General features: G+C 49.4%; 18 protein-coding genes, 1 pseudogene and 1 other annotated feature. Of the genes and pseudogenes, 6 read left to right on the top strand and 13 right to left on the bottom strand.

From position 1 onward, the window contains the following. Positions 1-356: 356 nt before the first annotated feature. Positions 357-770 carry a MaoC family dehydratase gene (locus tag OGV98_RS06305; RefSeq protein WP_003838945.1) on the bottom strand — a complete coding sequence of 138 codons (414 nt, stop codon included), beginning with the start codon at positions 768-770 and terminating at the stop codon, positions 357-359. Continuing rightward, positions 771-1,508: an acyltransferase gene (locus OGV98_RS06310; protein ID WP_003838946.1), complete on the bottom strand. Its 738-nt coding sequence runs from the start codon at positions 1,506-1,508 to the stop codon at positions 771-773. Between the two features lie 695 nt (positions 1,509-2,203). Between OGV98_RS06310 and ugd the strand changes: the two genes are divergently transcribed. After that, positions 2,204-3,370 carry a UDP-glucose 6-dehydrogenase gene (ugd, locus tag OGV98_RS06315; protein WP_138828687.1) on the top strand — a complete coding sequence of 389 codons (1,167 nt, stop codon included), beginning with the start codon at positions 2,204-2,206 and terminating at the stop codon, positions 3,368-3,370. Positions 3,371-3,428: 58 nt separating this feature from the next. Here the strand turns inward: ugd and OGV98_RS06320 are convergent, their stop codons facing one another. Next, complete coding sequence (locus OGV98_RS06320; RefSeq protein ID WP_202581175.1) at positions 3,429-4,433, bottom strand: NAD-dependent epimerase; 1,005 nt, start codon at positions 4,431-4,433, stop codon at positions 3,429-3,431. A gap of 398 nt (positions 4,434-4,831) precedes the next feature. Here OGV98_RS06320 and wzzB point away from each other — a divergent pair, with 398 nt between their 5' ends. Further along, positions 4,832-5,815, top strand: coding sequence for an LPS O-antigen chain length determinant protein WzzB (wzzB, locus tag OGV98_RS06325; RefSeq protein WP_138828685.1), 984 nt, complete (start codon positions 4,832-4,834; stop codon positions 5,813-5,815). Between the two features lie 60 nt (positions 5,816-5,875). Here the strand turns inward: wzzB and hisIE are convergent, their stop codons facing one another. The 9 genes from hisIE to hisL all read right to left on the bottom strand — a co-directional run bounded on the left by hisIE (position 5,876) and on the right by hisL (position 13,106). Beyond that, positions 5,876-6,487, bottom strand: coding sequence for a bifunctional phosphoribosyl-AMP cyclohydrolase/phosphoribosyl-ATP diphosphatase HisIE (gene hisIE, locus OGV98_RS06330; protein ID WP_003838954.1), 612 nt, complete (start codon positions 6,485-6,487; stop codon positions 5,876-5,878). Beyond that, positions 6,481-7,257, bottom strand: coding sequence for an imidazole glycerol phosphate synthase subunit HisF (hisF, locus tag OGV98_RS06335; protein WP_049002716.1), 777 nt, complete (start codon positions 7,255-7,257; stop codon positions 6,481-6,483). The genes hisIE and hisF overlap by 7 nt, the downstream gene beginning before the upstream one ends. Beyond that, positions 7,239-7,976, bottom strand: a complete 738-nt coding sequence (gene hisA / locus OGV98_RS06340; protein WP_016153557.1) for a 1-(5-phosphoribosyl)-5-[(5-phosphoribosylamino)methylideneamino]imidazole-4-carboxamide isomerase — start codon at positions 7,974-7,976, stop codon at positions 7,239-7,241. The genes hisF and hisA overlap by 19 nt, the downstream gene beginning before the upstream one ends. Further along, complete coding sequence (gene hisH / locus OGV98_RS06345; protein ID WP_202581176.1) at positions 7,976-8,566, bottom strand: imidazole glycerol phosphate synthase subunit HisH; 591 nt, start codon at positions 8,564-8,566, stop codon at positions 7,976-7,978. The genes hisA and hisH overlap by 1 nt, the downstream gene beginning before the upstream one ends. After that, positions 8,566-9,633, bottom strand: a complete 1,068-nt coding sequence (hisB, locus tag OGV98_RS06350) for a bifunctional histidinol-phosphatase/imidazoleglycerol-phosphate dehydratase HisB (protein WP_000080054.1) — start codon at positions 9,631-9,633, stop codon at positions 8,566-8,568. The genes hisH and hisB overlap by 1 nt, the downstream gene beginning before the upstream one ends. Next, on the bottom strand, positions 9,630-10,709 hold the full coding sequence (gene hisC, locus OGV98_RS06355; RefSeq protein ID WP_138828684.1) for a histidinol-phosphate transaminase: 1,080 nt from the start codon (positions 10,707-10,709) through the stop codon (positions 9,630-9,632). Before hisC ends, hisB begins: the two co-directional genes overlap by 4 nt. Then, on the bottom strand, positions 10,706-12,010 hold the full coding sequence (hisD, locus tag OGV98_RS06360; protein WP_138828683.1) for a histidinol dehydrogenase: 1,305 nt from the start codon (positions 12,008-12,010) through the stop codon (positions 10,706-10,708). Before hisD ends, hisC begins: the two co-directional genes overlap by 4 nt. 5 nt (positions 12,011-12,015) lie before the next feature. Next, positions 12,016-12,915: an ATP phosphoribosyltransferase gene (gene hisG / locus OGV98_RS06365; RefSeq protein WP_003030161.1), complete on the bottom strand. Its 900-nt coding sequence runs from the start codon at positions 12,913-12,915 to the stop codon at positions 12,016-12,018. A 45-nt stretch (positions 12,916-12,960) separates the two neighbouring features. Next, positions 12,961-13,083, bottom strand: a sequence feature (His leader region). Beyond that, positions 13,059-13,106 (bottom strand): his operon leader peptide, encoded by a 48-nt coding sequence (gene hisL, locus OGV98_RS06370; protein WP_100250077.1) that lies wholly within the window; start codon positions 13,104-13,106, stop codon positions 13,059-13,061. (Overlaps the previous feature by 25 nt.) 174 nt (positions 13,107-13,280) lie before the next feature. Here hisL and OGV98_RS06375 point away from each other — a divergent pair, with 174 nt between their 5' ends. The 4 genes and pseudogenes from OGV98_RS06375 to plaP all read left to right on the top strand — a co-directional run bounded on the left by OGV98_RS06375 (position 13,281) and on the right by plaP (position 16,707). Continuing rightward, positions 13,281-14,105, top strand: coding sequence for an SDR family oxidoreductase (locus OGV98_RS06375; protein WP_003030163.1), 825 nt, complete (start codon positions 13,281-13,283; stop codon positions 14,103-14,105). A gap of 41 nt (positions 14,106-14,146) precedes the next feature. After that, positions 14,147-15,131 (top strand): annotated as a pseudogene (locus OGV98_RS06380) (LysR family transcriptional regulator). Between the two features lie 162 nt (positions 15,132-15,293). After that, complete coding sequence (gene yoeI, locus OGV98_RS23530; RefSeq protein ID WP_099045591.1) at positions 15,294-15,356, top strand: membrane protein YoeI; 63 nt, start codon at positions 15,294-15,296, stop codon at positions 15,354-15,356. Beyond that, a complete protein-coding gene (gene plaP, locus OGV98_RS06385) occupies positions 15,346-16,707 on the top strand; it encodes a putrescine/proton symporter PlaP (RefSeq protein WP_003030167.1) in 1,362 nt (453 codons plus the stop codon). Before yoeI ends, plaP begins: the two co-directional genes overlap by 11 nt. 59 nt (positions 16,708-16,766) lie before the next feature. Here the strand turns inward: plaP and sbcB are convergent, their stop codons facing one another. Further along, entirely contained in the window at positions 16,767-18,191 is a 1,425-nt protein-coding gene (gene sbcB / locus OGV98_RS06390; RefSeq protein WP_003838973.1) for an exodeoxyribonuclease I, read from the bottom strand. Between the last annotated feature and the right edge of the window lie 50 nt (positions 18,192-18,241).

Consider the following 18,241-nt stretch of genomic DNA (forward strand, 5'->3'; position numbering starts at 1 on the left):
TAGTCAGCGTATCCAAGTTTATTCTACTCTTGGATACGTTTTTTTATCGGTCATCAAGTTAATTTTGGCGATAGTGATTATTTATCTAATTCTTAATTTATATAATTAAATGTATGCTCTATTATGAAGTTTATAAGAATGATTTTAACGAGTTTTTGAAACTGTTCCAACGTTTGTGTATTCTAAAGTCTAATCAACGCCTTGTATTTTTATATCATTGTCAAACAGACATATCATAGAGCATTTAATATAATATTTTGAATTGTTGGTATTGTAATTTGTCAGTTGCCAGGTATAAATGCCGGCAACTGACAAAAAGGGTTTAATAATCTTTTCTCTAGATATTAGGGATTATCCTATTCTTGTTCTGGTATATATATTTCAGCCTCTCCCGTTATTACCTTTGATTTTCCGACCTTACAATAAGTATCAAAAAAAACACGTCTTTTACTAATGTCTATGCTTTTAACTTCAATGGTAGCAACTACCGTATCGCCTATATAAACAGGTTTTCTAAATTTAAGGTTTTGTGAAACATATACACAGCCTTCTCCTGGTATTTTAGTTCCAAAAAGCGCAGAGAAGAAACCCGCACTTATCATGCCATGTGCAATTCTTTTTTTGAAACGAGAGGATTCGGCATATTTTTCATCTAAATGTACTGGATTTCTATCTCCTGATATCCCAGCAAAAGCCTTTATATCAGCATCGGTTATTGTTTGTGAATATGATGCAGACATACCAATTGAAATATCTTCTATTTTATACATTTAAAATTCCTCTTTATTCCATGAATCGACGACGTGTTCTGGGTAACCTCTCGTGAAATGTTTACGCCAAGGATATGCTGGTTTTCTAGAGCCATCACGTAATTTTAGCTTACTGGTTGGTCCTATACATTTGGCGGGACTACCAGAATAGATCATATCTTCTTCTGTTTTACCAGATATTGATGAGTGGGCACCTACTAACACACCCTTGGCAATATGTGCCCCAGGTAATATTACAGACATTGTTGCTATAACTGAAAAATCATCTAGCGTAACTCCGAGCATAACATTACTCGGTGGATGTGGGTCATTAGTTAAAACTACATAGGGAAAAATCCATACGAAATTACCTATTTCACTATGTTGTCCAATATGTACATTACTGTGGGTCCTTACATAATCACCAATATTACAATGGCCCTGTATGTCTGAGAGTGTTCCTATTTGAAATCCTTTTCCGGCCCTAGTCTTTTCTCTAACAGTTACCCGGTGACCAGTAATTAATCCATCACCAAATATGGAGCCTTCATAAAAAATGCTGTGAGACCTAATATGCGAGTTTTTACCTATGATTAAGTTGTCACCATTTGAAAGATGGTTTGGAACACCTAATTCAGTGTAGGATTCGATGATGCAATTGTCACCAATAACGACATTGTCATGTATGGTTACAAAATCACCAATTGTAACATTTATTCCTATTTGTGCTTTTTTTGATATGATTGAAAATTGTCCCATTTTATTTCTCCGCTCAATTTTTACTAGGCTTCTATTTTCATCAGGAAAACAACTATTATTTTAGCCACTCTCCGATTCGCTAGCTTGATGTTCAGCACAAAACAGAAAATAGAAGAGGCAGTATAGATATTTTAGCATCAAAAAATATTTTTAACAGTCGTCTTACTATAGCAGTTTTTGCCTACGGATTAGTGAGTCTAAGGCTTAAAATGGTTACGATTATGATCTTAATTATGCTTACAAGAAAAGTGAGATTGTATTCTTTCTAAGCGGTTACCACACTTTGTAGGGTTTGTCGATTTAATTGTGTTCATGATGGACTTTTGAGGAATGTTATGCAGATTTATTAAAATAATTTAGGCGTTTTCCCTCTCGTAAATTAGATGTGCTTAACCTACCTCTTAACCTATGGAACCCCTAGGGCTTTTGGGATATTTATATTGATTTATTGATTTTTAATAATCGCTTGATAAGTGAAGTCTATTTTTCAAGGACGAATAAATGCTCTTGAATTTCAATACTTGTTTTACGTATTTTTCAACTGCCCATTACTCTGATATCTTTTTTTGTGATAAGTATTATCTGATTTATTCAGCTTTTATTGGCTTTGTTTTTATTTTTGAGTTAGCATTGTTTGCTTTTGTTAGGAAGTGAATGCTATATTATTGATGGTTGATTTTATTCTGAGGCATAAAATGAAAATAGCTGTTTCCGGTACTGGATATGTTGGTTTATCCAATGCTCTGCTCATTGCACAGCATCATCAGGTTGTTGCGTTGGACATTGTGCCATCACGTGTTGATGCTTTAAATAGAAGAATATCACCTATAGTTGATAATGAGATTCAGCAGTTTTTACAATCTGAAAAAATTAACTTCAATGCTACTCTAGATAAATGCAAAGCTTACACTGATGCTGATTATGTAATAATTGCAACACCTACTGATTATGATCCGAAGACAAACTATTTTAATACATCTTCTGTGGAGTCTGTTATTCAAGATGTTATTGAATTAAATAAATCTGCAACAATGGTTATTAAATCGACAGTTCCAGTTGGTTTTACTGAGAAAATGTGTAAAAAATTCAACTCTAATAATATTATTTTCTCGCCAGAATTCCTGCGTGAAGGTCGTGCGCTATACGACAACCTGCATCCGTCCCGTATCGTTATTGGTGAACGTTCAGAACGAGCCGAGCGTTTTGCGAGATTGCTGCAGGAAGGGGCGGTAAAGAAAGATATCCCGACATTATTTACCGACTCGACCGAAGCCGAAGCCATTAAGCTTTTCGCTAATACTTACCTGGCGTTACGCGTGGCCTACTTTAACGAACTGGACAGCTACGCTGAAAGTCTTGGTCTGAACTCCCGACAGATCATTGAAGGTGTATGCCTGGATCCGCGTATAGGTAATCACTACAACAATCCGTCATTCGGCTATGGCGGCTACTGTCTGCCGAAAGATACTAAGCAGTTGCTGGCTAACTACGCGTCTGTACCGAATAACATTATTGGCGCGATTGTTGATGCGAACCGTACGCGTAAGGACTTCATTGCAGATTCTATTCTTGCGCGTAAGCCTAAGGTGGTCGGCGTGTACCGTTTGATCATGAAAAGTGGTTCCGATAATTTTCGGGCATCATCTATTCAGGGCATCATGAAGCGCATTAAAGCCAAGGGTGTGCCCGTTATTATTTATGAACCCGTGATGGAGGAAGATGAATTTTTCCACTCTCGGGTAGTGCGTGATCTTAATTCGTTCAAAAATGAAGCGGATATTATTATTTCTAACCGCATGACGTCAGAATTAGCTGATGTTGCCGATAAAGTTTATACCCGCGATTTGTTTGGTAGTGATTAATCTCGTCTCCATAAAAAAGGCCTTATAGAAGGCCTTTTTATTTTAATCAGGTCAGTAATTAAACTTTGTAGAAATTACGGTACCAGTCAACAAAGTTCTTCACCCCATCTTTTACCGTGGTTTCAGGTTTAAAACCAATTACCTCATACAGTGCTTTAGTGTCTGCGCTGGTTTCCAGTACATCACCTGGCTGTAGTGGTAGCATGTTTTTCTTCGCTTCAATACCCAGAGCATCTTCCAAAGCCTGGATATAGTCCATTAGCTCAACCGGTGAACTATTGCCGATATTGTAGACGCGCCAGGGCGCAATGCTGGCTGCTGGCGTACCTGTCTCAACCGTCCACTGTGTGTCTGCGTGTGGAATGACATCCTGCAGGCGAATGATTGCTTCTGCGATATCATCGATATAGGTAAAGTCACGCTTCATTTTTCCGTAGTTATAGACGTCAATACTTTTCCCTTCCAGCATCGCTTTGGTGAACTTGAACAGCGCCATATCCGGTCGACCCCATGGACCGTACACGGTGAAAAAACGCAACCCAGTGGTGGGCAATCCGTACAGGTGGGAATAAGTATGAGCCATCAGCTCGTTGGCTTTTTTGGTTGCTGCATACAGCGACACGGGATGATCGACGGAATCATCCGTAGAGAAAGGCATTTTGCGATTCAGGCCGTAAACTGAACTGGATGAGGCATAGAGTAAATGCTGAATTTTATTATGGCGACACCCTTCCAGTATGTTCAGAAAGCCTGTGAGATTTGAGTCTGCATAGGCATGCGGGTTTTCGAGTGAATAACGTACGCCAGCCTGTGCGGCAAGATGAATGACACGTTCAAAATGCCCGGATGTGAAGAGTTCAGCCATGCCTTCGCGGTCGGCTAAATCAATTTTATGAAAATGGAAACCAGGCTGTGCCAGTAATTCCAGACGAGCTTGTTTAAGACTGACGTCGTAGTAATCGTTCAGATTATCAATACCGACTACTTGATGGCCAGCCTCAAGGAGGCGTTTGCTAACGTGGAAGCCGATGAAACCAGCGGCACCCGTAACCAGGTATTTCATGTTTATTCCTCTTTTTGGCTAAATAATAGCCAGGCACCAACAGGTGCTACTAAAAAGTGGAATGATACCGTTAGATGGTAAAAAAGCTAATTGTTATATTTTTTACGCTTACCATTTTTACTGGTCAGACGGTAAATATTCATGACATGGATTCATTAAAATGAATTGTAAAGGGCAACGATTGGCGGACATGAAATCTGATTGTTGCTGTTTTTTTGCTCATGAAAGTGTTCTTTGAGTAATTACACTTTTGTTTAATCGTATTGATTTTCAGTAGTGATTGAAATACCAATCAAAATCCCTCAAACAATTTGATTTTTTATCATTAATCCTATGGCATTGCTTCAATTTATAGCTAAACTAATCCCAGTTTAAGACTTTCCTTATCTAGGGTTTCTATGTCTGTAAGTGATAATAACATGTCCGGGCGCAGTCATAATCCGGAACAGATTGATCTGATTGATTTACTGGTACAGTTGTGGCGCGGGAAAGTAACAATCGTTATTGCGATTGTTATTGCCATAGTGCTTGCTGTGGGCTACCTGGCAGTTGCTAAGGAGAAATGGACTTCAACAGCCATTATCACTCAACCTGATGTCGGACAGATAGCCACATATAACAACGCCCTCAATGTGTTGTATGGTGCCAGTGCGCCTAAGGCTACTGAACTTCAGGAAAATGTGATCGGTCGTTTCAGCACCTCTTTATCCGCATTGGCGGAAATGCTGGATAATCAGGAAAAGCCTGAAAAACTATCGATTGAGCAGTCTGTAAAAGGGCAACCATTACCGTTGGCGGTTTCTTATGTGGGTGGTTCACCAGAAGACGCTCAGCGTCAGCTCGCCGAATACATTCAACAAACAGATGAAAAGGTTGCCAAAGAGCTGGAACTTGACCTGGTTGATAACATCAAATTGCAAACAACTACGTTGCAAGACTCTCTGAAAACTCAGGAAGTGGTCGCTCAGGAGCAAAAAGATCTGCGAATCAAGCAAATCCAGGAAGCGCTGCGTTATGCACTGCAGGCGGGTGTGACCAAGCCGCAGATTCAGCAAACTCAGGATGTTACGCAGGACAGTATGTTCCTGTTGGGAAGTGATGCCCTGAAGTCCATGATTGAACACGAATCTACGCGTCCGTTGATATTATCTGACAACTACTTTCAGACTAAGCAAAAGCTGTTGGATATCGAAAATCTTAAGCTTGAGGGGGCCGAGTTACACGCCTATCGCTATGTGATGAAACCAACGTTACCGATTCGTCGTGACAGCCCGAAAAAAGCGATTACCCTCGTGCTGGCGGTTCTGCTTGGTGGGATGATTGGTGCCGGTGTGGTGCTGGGGCGAAATGCTCTGCGTGGTTACAACGCAAAAGCAGAGTAAACCTGAACCTGACAACAAAAAACCGGGCAGTGCCCGGTTTTTTCATATCTGCTCTGCAACTTACTGATGACGCTTACGTAAATTCTCAATCACCGTCGTCAGGTCAAGGTCCTGATCCTGCAGCAGCACCAGCAGGTGATACATCAGATCAGAGGCTTCGTTTGTCAGCTCAAAGCGGTCGTTCACCGTCGCAGCCAGCGCGGTTTCTACGCCTTCTTCACCCACTTTCTGTGCGATGCGTTTGGTGCCGCTGGCATACAGTTTCGCGGTGTAGGAACTGGCTGGGTCAGCGGTTTTACGTTCGGCCAGCAGTTGCTCAAGCTGATACAGGAACAGCCACTGGTGGCTGGCGTCGCCAAAGCAGCTTGAAGTCCCTTTATGGCAGGTCGGGCCAATCGGGTTAACCAGCACTAGCAGAGTGTCGTTGTCGCAGTCAGGCGCAATGCTCACCACATTCAGGAAGTGACCTGAGGTCTCTCCTTTGGTCCACAGGCGCTGCTTGGTCCGCGAGAAAAAGGTCACTTTGCCGCTTTCGAGCGTTTTATCCAGCGCTTCCGGGTTCATATAACCCAGCATCAGCACCTCACCGGAAACCGCATGCTGCACGACGACTGGCATCAGCCCGTCGGTTTTTTCCCAGTCCAGCTCGCGGCATTGTTGCTTCGTTAACATATCCTGATCTCCACGCCCTGTGTTGCCAGGTACGCTTTTAATTCGCCAATATTGATAATTTGTTTGTGGAAGACGGAGGCGGCAAGCGCGCCGTCAACGTCGGCGTCCCGGAAAGCTTCCAGGAAATGTTCCATAGTGCCCGCGCCGCCGGAGGCAATCAGCGGTACATGGCAGACGTCGCGCACTTTTTTCAACTGTTCCAGGTCATAACCGTTACGTACGCCGTCCTGATTCATCATGTTCAGGACGATTTCGCCCGCGCCGCGTTTTTGGACTTCCTGCACCCAGTCCAGTGTTTCCCACTGCGTGACGCGGGTACGGCTTTCATCCCCGGTATACTGATTAACGTGATATTTGCCGCTGTCGGCGTCATACCAGGTATCAATGCCCACCACGATGCACTGCACGCCAAAGCGATCTGCCAGACGGGTGATAAGTTCCGGTTCGGCCAGCGCCGGGGAGTTGATGGAGATTTTGTCCGCCCCGAAAGAGAGGATACGTGCCGCATCGTCGATGGATTTAATGCCACCGGCAACACAGAACGGAATATCGATCACTTCCGCCACGCGTGATACCCAGCTTTTATCCACTACGCGGCCATCGCTGGAAGCGGTGATATCGTAGAACACCAGTTCATCTGCGCCTTCATCGGCATAGCGTTTTGCCAGTGGGACAATGTCGCCAATAATCTCGTGATTGCGGAACTGAACGCCTTTTACTACCTGCCCATCGCGGACGTCCAGACAAGGAATTATGCGTTTTGCCAGCATTGAATGGCCTCCTCAACGGTGAACTTACCTTCCAGCAAGGCTCGTCCGACGATAACTCCACGAACACCGGTCCCGCGCAGGGCCGCTACGTCCTCGATTCCACCAATACCACCAGATGACTGAAACGCCACTTGCGGATATTTGGCGCACACTTCTTCATAAAGCGCGACGTTTGAACCTGCCAGCGTACCGTCGCGGGAAATATCGGTGCACAGCACGTGCTTCAGGCCGACGGGTAAATAGGTCTCAACCAGTTCTTCCAGTGAAACCCCGGAATCTTCCTGCCAGCCGCTAACCGCTACCTGTTTGTTCCCACGCTCGTCAATACGAACGTCCAGTGCCAGCACCAGCGCGTCGGCACCAAAACGAGCAAACCAGCTCTTGACGACTTCGGGAGATTTTACCGCCGTCGACCCCACCACCACGCGCGCCACGCCAGCGTCAAGCAGCGCCGCCACGTCTGCTTCCGTACGCACGCCGCCGCCAACCTGTACCGGAACATTGACGCCAGCGACCAGCGTTTTAATCAGCGGGATCTGGCGCTGCGCCGGGTCTTTCGCGCCGGTTAAATCAACCAGGTGCAGTACTTCGGCCCCCTGAGCGGCGTAATCTTGCAAACGGGGGAGCGGATCGTTGCCGTAATCACGTTGCGTTGCGTAATCGCCCTGATGAAGACGCACCACCGTGCCGTCGATTAAATCTAATGCCGGAATAATCATTACATCTCCAGAAAGTTTTTCAGCAACTGCGCCCCAGCCGCGCCCGAACGTTCCGGGTGAAACTGCACGCCAAAGAAATTGTCCTTTTGTACTGCCGCGGTAAACGGTTCGCCGTAATGACACTGGGCGATGGTCCACGGGTTTACCGGCATAGCGTAGCTGTGTACAAAGTAGAAATACGCGCCATCTTCAATGCCCTGGAACAGACGATTTCCCGCCTGCGGATAGATGCGATTCCAGCCCATATGCGGCAGAGGCAGACCGAAATCGGTCATCTTCGGAACGTCCTGCTCAATAATGCCCAGCAGGGAAACACCGTTACTCTCTTCGCTACGACGGCCAAGCAGTTGCATGCCTAAGCAGATCCCCAGTACCGGTTGCGTACAGGCTTTAATCAGTTCAATCAGATCGCGCTCGTGCAACTGGTCCATAGCCGCCTGGGCGGTACCGACGCCTGGCAGAAACAGTTTATCGGCACGCAGCACTACGTCCGGGTCACGGCTGACAACTGGGTCGTATCCATGGCGTGCGACGGCGGATTTTACCGAGTGCAGGTTGGCGCAACCGGTATCAAGGATCACCACGTTCATTACAGCACTCCTTTTGAGGAGGGCAGCGTGTCGCCTTCTACACGAATCGCCTGACGCAGCGTACGACCAAAGGCTTTAAACAGGCTCTCCACACGGTGGTGGTCATTTTTCCCTTTGGTTTTCAGGTGTAAGGTGACGCCCATGGTATAGGAGAGCGAACGGAAGAAGTGTTCAATCATCTCCGTGCTCAGATCGCCAACGCGCTGGTAGGTAAACTCCGCGCGGTATTCCAGGTGTGGGCGGCCGGAGATATCCAGCGCGCAACGCGCCAGGCACTCATCCATCGGCAGTACAAAACCAAAACGATTGATGCCGCGTTTATCGCCTAACGCCAGCTTTAAGGCTTCGCCCAGCGCCAGACCGGTATCTTCAACGGTGTGGTGATCGTCTATATACAGATCGCCCTTGACGGCAATCTCCATGCGAAAACCGCCGTGGGTGGCGATTTGATCCAGCATGTGGTCAAAGAAGCCAACGCCGGTATTAATTTTGCTGCGGCCTTCGCGGTCCAGCCAGACTTTGACGTCAATCTGCGTTTCTTTAGTATTACGCTCAACGTGTGCGTAGCGGTCACGTTTGGTCAACTGCTCGCCGATCATTGCCCAGTTCAGGGTGTCGCGATGGTAACGCAATCCGCTAATGCCCATGTTTTCAGCGAGCTGAATATCGGTTGCCCGATCGCCAATGACGTAGCTGTTCGCCATATCCATGGCCTGTTCAACCAGATACTGTTCAACCAGCTTCACTTTTGGCTTACGGCAATCGCACTCGTCCGCTGGCAGGTGCGGGCAAATCAGTACCTCATCAAATGTCACACCCTGAGAGGTGAAAATTTGCATCATCAGGTTATGCGGACCGTCAAAATCAGCCTGGGGGAAACTCTGCGTTCCGAGCCCATCCTGGTTAGTGATCATAACCAGCTTAAAACCTGCTTTTTGCAGTTTCAGCAAAACGGGAACAACTTCCGGCTCGAAGGCGAGTTTGTCAAAGCGATCGACCTGAAAGTCACTTGGCGGTTCGGAAATCAGGGTTCCATCACGGTCAATAAAAAGATACTTCTGGCTCATACTTGCTCCGCACGTAAGGCGTCAATGACGCGCTGGCTCTCTTCACGGGTTCCGACAGTAATTCGCAGGCAGCCGCTTAACGAAGGTTGTTTATTCTGATCTCGTAAGATAATGCCCTGATCCCACAAAGATTTAAATACGCTACTTGATGCGGTGAAGCGCGCCAGAACATAGTTGGTTTCAGACTCGAAAACCTGCTCTACACAGCGAATTGTTTTCAGGTTTTCCACCAGGTACTGACGTTCTTTCAGGATCTGTTCTACGCGTTGGCGCATGGCGGAAATCCCTTGCGGCGTCAGGGCCTGGGCGGCGATATCCGCTACTGGCGTAGAGAGCGGGTAGGGGGCAATCACCTTTAACAACAGATTGATAACCTCTGCATTCGCCAGCGTAAACCCGCAGCGTAAACCGGCGAGAGCAAACGCTTTTGACAACGTGCGTAATATCACCAGATGCGGATACTCAGACAGCCAGCCTGCCAGCGTGGCTTGCGGACAAAACTCAATATAGGCCTCATCAGCGACCACAATAGCTTTACCCTGCGTCATTTCGAGCAGTGAACGCAGATCCTGCGGGTTAATCAACTGGCCGGTTGGGTTATTAGGGCTGCAAACGTAGACCACCTTCACGCCATCAATCTTGTCCGCGATGCCTTGCAAATCCAGCTGCCAGTTATCAAGGGTTGGAACGGTGCGGCATACGACGCCAATCGTTTCGGCGCTGACGCTGTACATGCCGTAAGTCGGCGGGCAGTAGAGAATGGCATCTTTACCGGGTTCGCAAAACGCGCGCACCAGCAGCTCGATTCCTTCATCTGCGCCGCGGCTGACCAGCACCTGCTCCGGTTTGACGCCAGCATACTGCGCGTAATTCTCAATCACCGCTTTCGGCTGACACTCCGGGTAGCGGTTCAGCGTTTGTTGACTGAGCTGGAACTCCACGGCGGTGGGATATTCATTCGCGTTGAGCCAGACATCGCCGTTACCGCCGAGACGACGGGCAGACTGATAGGGCGTTAACTCGCGAACATTCTTCCGGGCTAAATCAGTGACGCTGAGAAAGTTGTCAGTACTCATGCTTGCTCCTTCAGGGCGTTAACGCGCAGGGTAACGGCATTTTTGTGGGCAGTCAGTCGTTCAGCAGCGGCCAGTGTTTCAATAGTTGAGGCCAGGGCAGAGAAACCTTGCGGGGTTAATTCCTGTACAGTCATCCGTTTCTGGAAGTCAGCCAGCCCAAGGCTTGAGCAGGTCGCGGTATAGCCGTAGGTCGGAAGAACGTGGTTGGTGCCAGAAGCGTAGTCGCCTGCCGATTCCGGCGACCAGTCGCCGAGGAACACCGAACCGGCGCTGGTGATGCCGTCAACCAGCTCACGTGCGTTGCGGGTCTGAATAATCAGGTGCTCCGGGCCGTAGGCGTTAGAAATGGCCACGCACTGTTCAAGATCTTTGGCGATAATCAGTCGGCTGGCGGCGAGCGCCTGGCGGGCGGTGTCGGCGCGGGAAAGCTCAGCGAGCTGGCGTTCAACGGCTTTGGCAACGCCTTCGGCAAGCGTAGCGTCTGGCGTCAGTAGGATAACCTGCGAGTCGGGGCCGTGTTCTGCCTGAGAAAGCAGGTCAGAGGCAACAAAGTCCGGCGTCGCGCCGCTGTCGGCGATAACCAGCACTTCGGACGGGCCAGCAGGCATGTCGATGGCCGCGCCGTCAAGACGCTGGCTGACCTGACGTTTGGCTTCGGTCACATACGCATTGCCCGGCCCGAAGATTTTATCGACCTTAGGAATGGATTCGGTGCCCAACGCCAGCGCGGCAATAGCCTGCGCGCCGCCCACATTAAACACCTCTTTTACACCACACAGCTGCGCGGCGTAGAGAATTTCATCGGCAATCGGCGGCGGTGAGCACAACACCACTTTTTTGCAGCCGGCGATACGCGCCGGGGTCGCCAGCATTAATACGGTAGAGAACAGCGGCGCCGAACCTCCAGGAATATACAGGCCCACGGAAGCGATAGGGCGGGTAACCTGCTGGCAGCGCACACCCGGCTGAGTTTCGATATCCACCGGTGGCAGGATCTGCGCGGTGTGGAAAGTATCAATATTACGCACCGCCACCTGCATAGCTTGTTTCAGTTCGTCGCTCAGGCGACTACTGGCTTGCTGGATTTCTTCCTCGGTGACGCGCAGCGCGCCGACCTCGGTTTTATCAAACTTCGCGCTGTATTCACGCAGCGCCCGGTCGCCGTTATTTTTGACGTTCTCAAGAATCTCGGCCACCGTACGGCTGATGCTTTCCGAGGCGGAAATAGCCGGGCGCATCAGCAGTTCGCGTTGCTGCTCGGGGCTACAGCTATTCCAGTCAATCAGGGTATTGAAGCTCATGGCTATCACTCCATCATCTTCTCAATTGGCAGCACCAGAATTGAGCTGGCACCGAGCGCTTTCAGTTTTTCCATTGTTTCCCAGAACAGGGTTTCGCTGCTGACCATGTGCATGGCAACACGCTGCTGGTCGCCGGCCAGCGGCAGAATGGTCGGACGCTCAGCGCCAGGCAGCAGGGCGATAACTTCGTCCAGACGCTCGCTCGGCGCGTGCATCATAATGTATTTGGATTCACGAGCCTGAATAACGCCCTGAATACGGGTCAGCAATTTGTCGATCAGTTGTTGCTTGGCGTCGGCCATTTCGCCGTCGCGCTGAATCAGGCAGGCTTTAGAGCGGTAAATGACTTCCACTTCACGCAGACCGTTGGCTTCAAGCGTTGCGCCGGTGGACACCAGATCACAAATCGCGTCGGCCAGACCCGCACGGGGAGCGACTTCTACAGAGCCGTTTAACAGACAGGATTTAAACGACACCCCTTTTTGATCGAGATAACGTTTGAGCAGGTGTGGGTAAGAGGTAGCGATACGCTTACCGTTCAGCGCTGCCGGGCCATCCCAGGCTTCATCAACCGGGGTTGCCAGCGAAAGACGGCAGCCGCCGAAGTCCAGACGACGCAGGGTAAAATAGCGAGGGTCTTCACCCTGTGCCCGGCGGTTGAGCAGTTCCTCTTCCAGAACGTTTTCCCCGATGATGCCGAGGTCAACAACGCCATCCATCACCAGACCCGGGATATCGTCATCACGTACGCGCAGAATATCGATAGGCATATTCTCTGCCATTGCAATCAGGCGCTGGGTGTGAAGATTAATTTTAATACCGCAACGGGCCAGCAATTCGCGTGAATCATCGCTTAAACGGCCAGATTTCTGCATAGCTATGCGTAAACGGGTGTTGTCTAACATTCTTTATTCCTCGTTATCCTGTCTGAATCAGTTTGGGTCACGCACAAAAAAAAGCCCCCGGAAGAAATCTTCCGGGGGCTTTCTCATACGCTCATGCACCGCTGGAAGATTTAAATGTCTCCCAGCACACATCGCCTGAAAGACTAGTCAGGATGATGGTGATGATGGTGTTTGAATTGAGCGCGTGTCATAAATTTTCTCGATGAATGTTTATTCATTTGATGTCTTTTAACCTAAACCACTTTAGCTACGGAAAGCAAGGGCTTTTTTTGATCATTAATTCATTTCATATTGATACTATGAATTGTCAGCCACCGTGGGCTGGCGTAGCCTTGCGTTATAGGCCAAAAGTCAGGAGAGAAGGCATGAAAAAGGTCGCAATTGTCGGATTAGGTTGGTTAGGCATGCCGTTAGCCATGTCGCTGGCGGCGAGAGGCTGGCAGGTTACCGGCAGCAAAACCACATTGGATGGGGTGGAAGCGGCCCGCATGAGCGGTATCGAGAGTTACTCGCTGCGCCTGGAACCTGAACTGGTCTGTGAGGCTGACGATCTAGACGCACTGATGGACGCCGATGCGTTGGTTATTACGCTGCCTGCACGCCGTAGCGGTCCTGGGGAAGCATTTTACCTGCAGGCAATGCAGGAACTGGTCGACAGCGCGCTGGCGTATCGGATCCCTCGGATTATTTTTACCAGTTCGACGTCAGTCTATGGTGACGTTCAAGGAACAGTGAAAGAGGGGACGCCGCGTAATCCGGTCACGGCAAGTGGTCGTGTTCTGAAAGAACTTGAAGACTGGTTGCACAATTTACCTGGCACGTCGGTGGATATTTTGCGTCTGGCCGGGTTAGTTGGTCCGGGAAGACATCCTGGTCGCTTCTTTGCCGGCAAGACGGCGCCAGACGGACATCATGGCGTCAATCTGGTGCATCTGGACGATGTGGTTTCTGCCATCACGTTACTGCTGCAAGCGCCTAAAGGGGGACACATCTATAATATATGTGCGCCTATGCATCCGGCGCGTAACGTGTTCTATCCGCAGATGGCCCGCCAGTTGGGGATGGAGCCGCCGGAATTTCGCGACGGTACGGATAACGGTAAAGGTAAAGTCATTGATGGCAACCGTATTTGTAATGAGCTTGGGTTTGAGTACCAGTATCCTGATCCGCTGGTGATGCCGATGGAGTGACAAGCCAGCAGAGTGCCGCTGTATACCGCCAGGGGGCGAGTATGAAACCACTGCTGGACGTTCTTATCATCCTCGATGCCTTAGAAAAAGAGGGCAGTTTCGCGGCGGCGTCGGCAAAATTATTTAAGACGCCGTCTGCGCTTAGCTACACCGTCCATAAGCTGGAAAGCGATCTTAATATTCAGATACTCGATCGCAGCGGGCACCGGGCTAAGTTCACCCGCACCGGACAGATGCTGCTGGAAAAGGGGCGGGAGGTGCTGCATACCGTCCGTGAACTCGAAAAGCAGGCCATTAAACTACACGAAGGCTGGGAGAATGAACTGGTTATTGGCGTAGATGATACCTTTCCCTTTTCATTGCTGGCCCCACTCATCGAGTCTTTCTATCAACACCACAGCGTGACGCGTCTGAAATTTATCAATGGCGTGCTGGGCGGCTCATGGGATGCCCTAATTCAGGGCCGGGCGGATATTATTGTCGGTGCCATGCATGACCCCCCTGCAGCGAGCGAATTTGGTTTTGCGCGGCTAGGGGTTCTGGAACAGGTATTCGTGGTTGCGCCGCATCACCCGCTGGCGCAGGAACAGGAACCGTTGAATCGTCGCACTATTCGCCGTTTTCGCGCCATTGTGGTGGGCGACAATGCGCAGCATGCCAACGTCTCAGGTTCTCAGGTGCTTGACGATCAGGAAGCCATTACCGTTTTTGACTTCAAAACCAAGCTGGAACTACAAATCAGCGGCCTGGGATGTGGCTATATTCCGCGCTATCTGGCGCAGCGATTTCTGGAGAGCGGCGCACTGATTGAGAAAAAAGTGGTTGCGCAAATTGTCCTTGAACCCGTGTGGATAGGCTGGAATGAACAGACCGCCGGGTTGGCCAGTGCCTGGTGGCGAGATGAAATTTTAGCAAATAGTGCTATTGCGGGGGTGTATGTTAAAACGGCTGCTGACAAATCAATCAGTTAAGAAAAAATATTCTTTTGTGGCCACTTCAATCTCTTGTTATTTCTCCCCAATTTAGTGCAAAATACGCCGCTTGCAAAAAATGACATTAACCGACGTTTTAATACGCGTCGGTTATTTTTTTGCATCAAACCAATCATTCATAAAAGAGGCCGGGCTTCGTACCGGATAGATACTTACTTAAAAATCGACAGTTGTTGTCGCTGAGGATTAACAAAAAATGGGGCAATTTTTTGCTTACGCGACGGTTTTCGCCGTAATGGGGGATAACCATGTCGCATAACGCTACTCCAAACACCTCTCGCGTGGAATTACGTAAAACGCTTACGCTGGTTCCGGTTGTCATGATGGGCCTTGCCTATATGCAGCCGATGACGCTGTTCGATACATTCGGTATCGTATCAGGAATGACCGATGGTCACGTCCCGACAGCTTACGCCTTTGCACTGATCGCCATCCTTTTTACCGCACTGAGCTACGGTAAACTGGTACGCCGCTATCCGTCTGCAGGCTCTGCCTACACTTACGCCCAGAAATCCATTAGCCCGACAGTTGGCTTTATGGTGGGTTGGTCATCACTGCTGGACTACCTGTTCGCCCCGATGATCAACATTCTGTTAGCGAAAATTTATTTTGAAGCGCTGGTGCCCTCGATTCCATCCTGGATGTTCGTGGTGGCGCTGGTGGCCTTTATGACAGCCTTCAACCTGCGCAGCCTTAAATCCGTTGCGAATTTCAACACCGTGATCGTGTTGTTGCAGGTGGTGCTGATTGCGGTGATCCTCGGCATGGTCGTTTATGGCGTGTTCGAAGGGGAAGGTGCCGGTACGCTGGCGAGCAGTCGTCCATTCTGGTCCGGTGATGCGCACGTGATCCCGATGATCACCGGTGCGACCATCCTGTGCTTCTCGTTCACCGGTTTTGACGGTATCAGCAACCTGTCAGAAGAAACCAAAGACGCTGAGCGCGTGATCCCGCGTGCGATTTTCCTGACTGCGCTGATTGGTGGCCTGATCTTTATCGTCTCCACCTATCTGCTGCAGTTGTACTTCCCGGATATTTCGCGCTTTAAGGATCCAGATGCTTCGCAGCCGGAAATCATGCTGTATGTTGCCGGTAAGTTCTTCCAGGTCGGCGCGCTGATTTTCTCTACCATTACCGTACTGGCGTCCGGTATGGCGGCGCATGCAGGCGTTGCGCGTCTGATGTACGTGATGGGTCGTGACGGCGTATTCCCGAAAAGCTTCTTCGGTTATGTACACCCGAAATGGCGTACTCCGTCCATGAACATCATTCTGGTTGGGGCGATTGCTCTGTTGGCAATCAACTTCGACCTGGTGATGGCGACGGCGCTGATTAACTTTGGTGCGCTGGTGGCATTTACCTTCGTTAACCTGTCGGTAATCTCCCAGTTCTGGATCCGTGAGAAGCGTAACAAGACGCTGAAAGATCACTTCCAGTACCTGTTCCTGCCAATGTGCGGTGCGCTGACCGTTGGCGCGCTGTGGGTGAACCTGGAAGAAAGCTCAATGGTTCTGGGCCTGATCTGGGCGGGTATCGGTCTGATCTACCTTGCTTGCGTGACCAAAAGCTTCCGCAACCCGGTCCCACAGTACGACGAAGATATCGCGTAATAACTGCATTTAGCTGAAAAAAAACGGAGACATGTTCTCCGTTTTTTTATACGTGGGATTTATACAATCTCTTCGGCATACTGCCAGAGTGATTTCAGCAGCATCAACTTTTCTTTGTTATCCGCATATTGCTGGCTCAATAGCTGCAATTCATTGGCGTAATTTTGCAAAAACTCCGGTGTGAATACCTGGCGACGATGGTCCAGCCAGCGCTGCTGTTCAGCTTCGTCCAGCGTTCCCGGGAAGTTACGTGCACGGTAATTAAACAACAGTTTTTCAATGCGCTTATCGACAAAGGAGATATCCAGCGCCGGTAAATTGCGTGGTTCGGTTTCCAGAACGATTTTCATCGCCGCACGGTCAGCATCGCTGAAAAAGCCGTTGTACAGTTGGGCATCCACGTTATCTGATGGAGTAAAGGGTTCCGCATCGGCAAAGATCGCGACTACTTTGTCGCGTATCTGCGGGTTTTCGCGCAGAACTTTGAGATTATCCAGACAATGCTGGCGGTTAATGCCAAGACGGTCGGCGTCTTCCGGACGCAGGGTATTCGCCTGTGCCAGTACCGGGCATTTGTTGATGTGCACCAATTTAACCGGTACGGCCGGGTTATCACCCAGATCCGCTTTAGACGTGTAGAGCCGCTCGCGCAGGGCGTCGCTGTCGAGTTCGAGCAGCGGCGAAATATCACCAGCTAAGTCGACCATAATAACCGCGTTACGATTCTCCGGATGCCACGCCAATGGCGCCACCCAACTGGTGTTACCGCGCCATGCGCCGAACATACCAGAGACATGGACCAGAGGTTTCATTTGCGGGACATCAACCAGCGCGGCCAGCTTGTGCTTATTACGATGGCTGTAGAGATAATCAAACAGACGCGGCTGGCGCGACTTCACTAATTGCGCCATTGCGATCGTGGCGTATACGTCCGCCATCGCATCGTGAGCATTGGCATGCTCAATACCGTTGGCTTTAGTCAAATGCTCCAGGCGGAAGCTGGGTAAGCCGTCGTCGTTTTCCGGCCAGTTAATGCCTTCAGGGCGCAGGGCATAGCAGGCGCGCATCACATCCAGCAGATCCCAACGCGAATTATCGTTCTGCCAACTCCAGGCATAGGGATCGTAGAAATTGCGATACAGGATGTTGCGCGTCACCTCATCATCGAAGCGCACGTTGTTATAGCCCAGGATACAGGTTTTCGGCACGGTGAACAGGGCGTGGATGCGCGCAGCAAAAGCGGCTTCATTCTCTCCCTTTTCACGTGCTTCCTGCGGTGTGATACCCGTAATCAACACCGCCTCAGGCTGCGGCAGATAATCGTCCGCGGGTTTGCAATAAAAGACTTCTGGTTCACCGATGATGTTGAAATCATTATCTGTGCGGATAGCCGCAAATTGCGCGGGTCTGTCCAGCGCCGGATGGGTACCAAAGGTCTCGTAATCGTGGAAGAGAAAACCAGGTTGCTGCTTGCCGTCATTCATTGTTCAGTTATGTCCGGGATCAATTTAGCGCTCGTCCAAGAATACCAAAA

Origin of the sequence: Citrobacter sp. Cf136 (genome assembly GCF_030333815.1) — a bacterium.
GTDB classification, from domain to species: Bacteria; Pseudomonadota; Gammaproteobacteria; order Enterobacterales; family Enterobacteriaceae; genus Citrobacter; species Citrobacter freundii.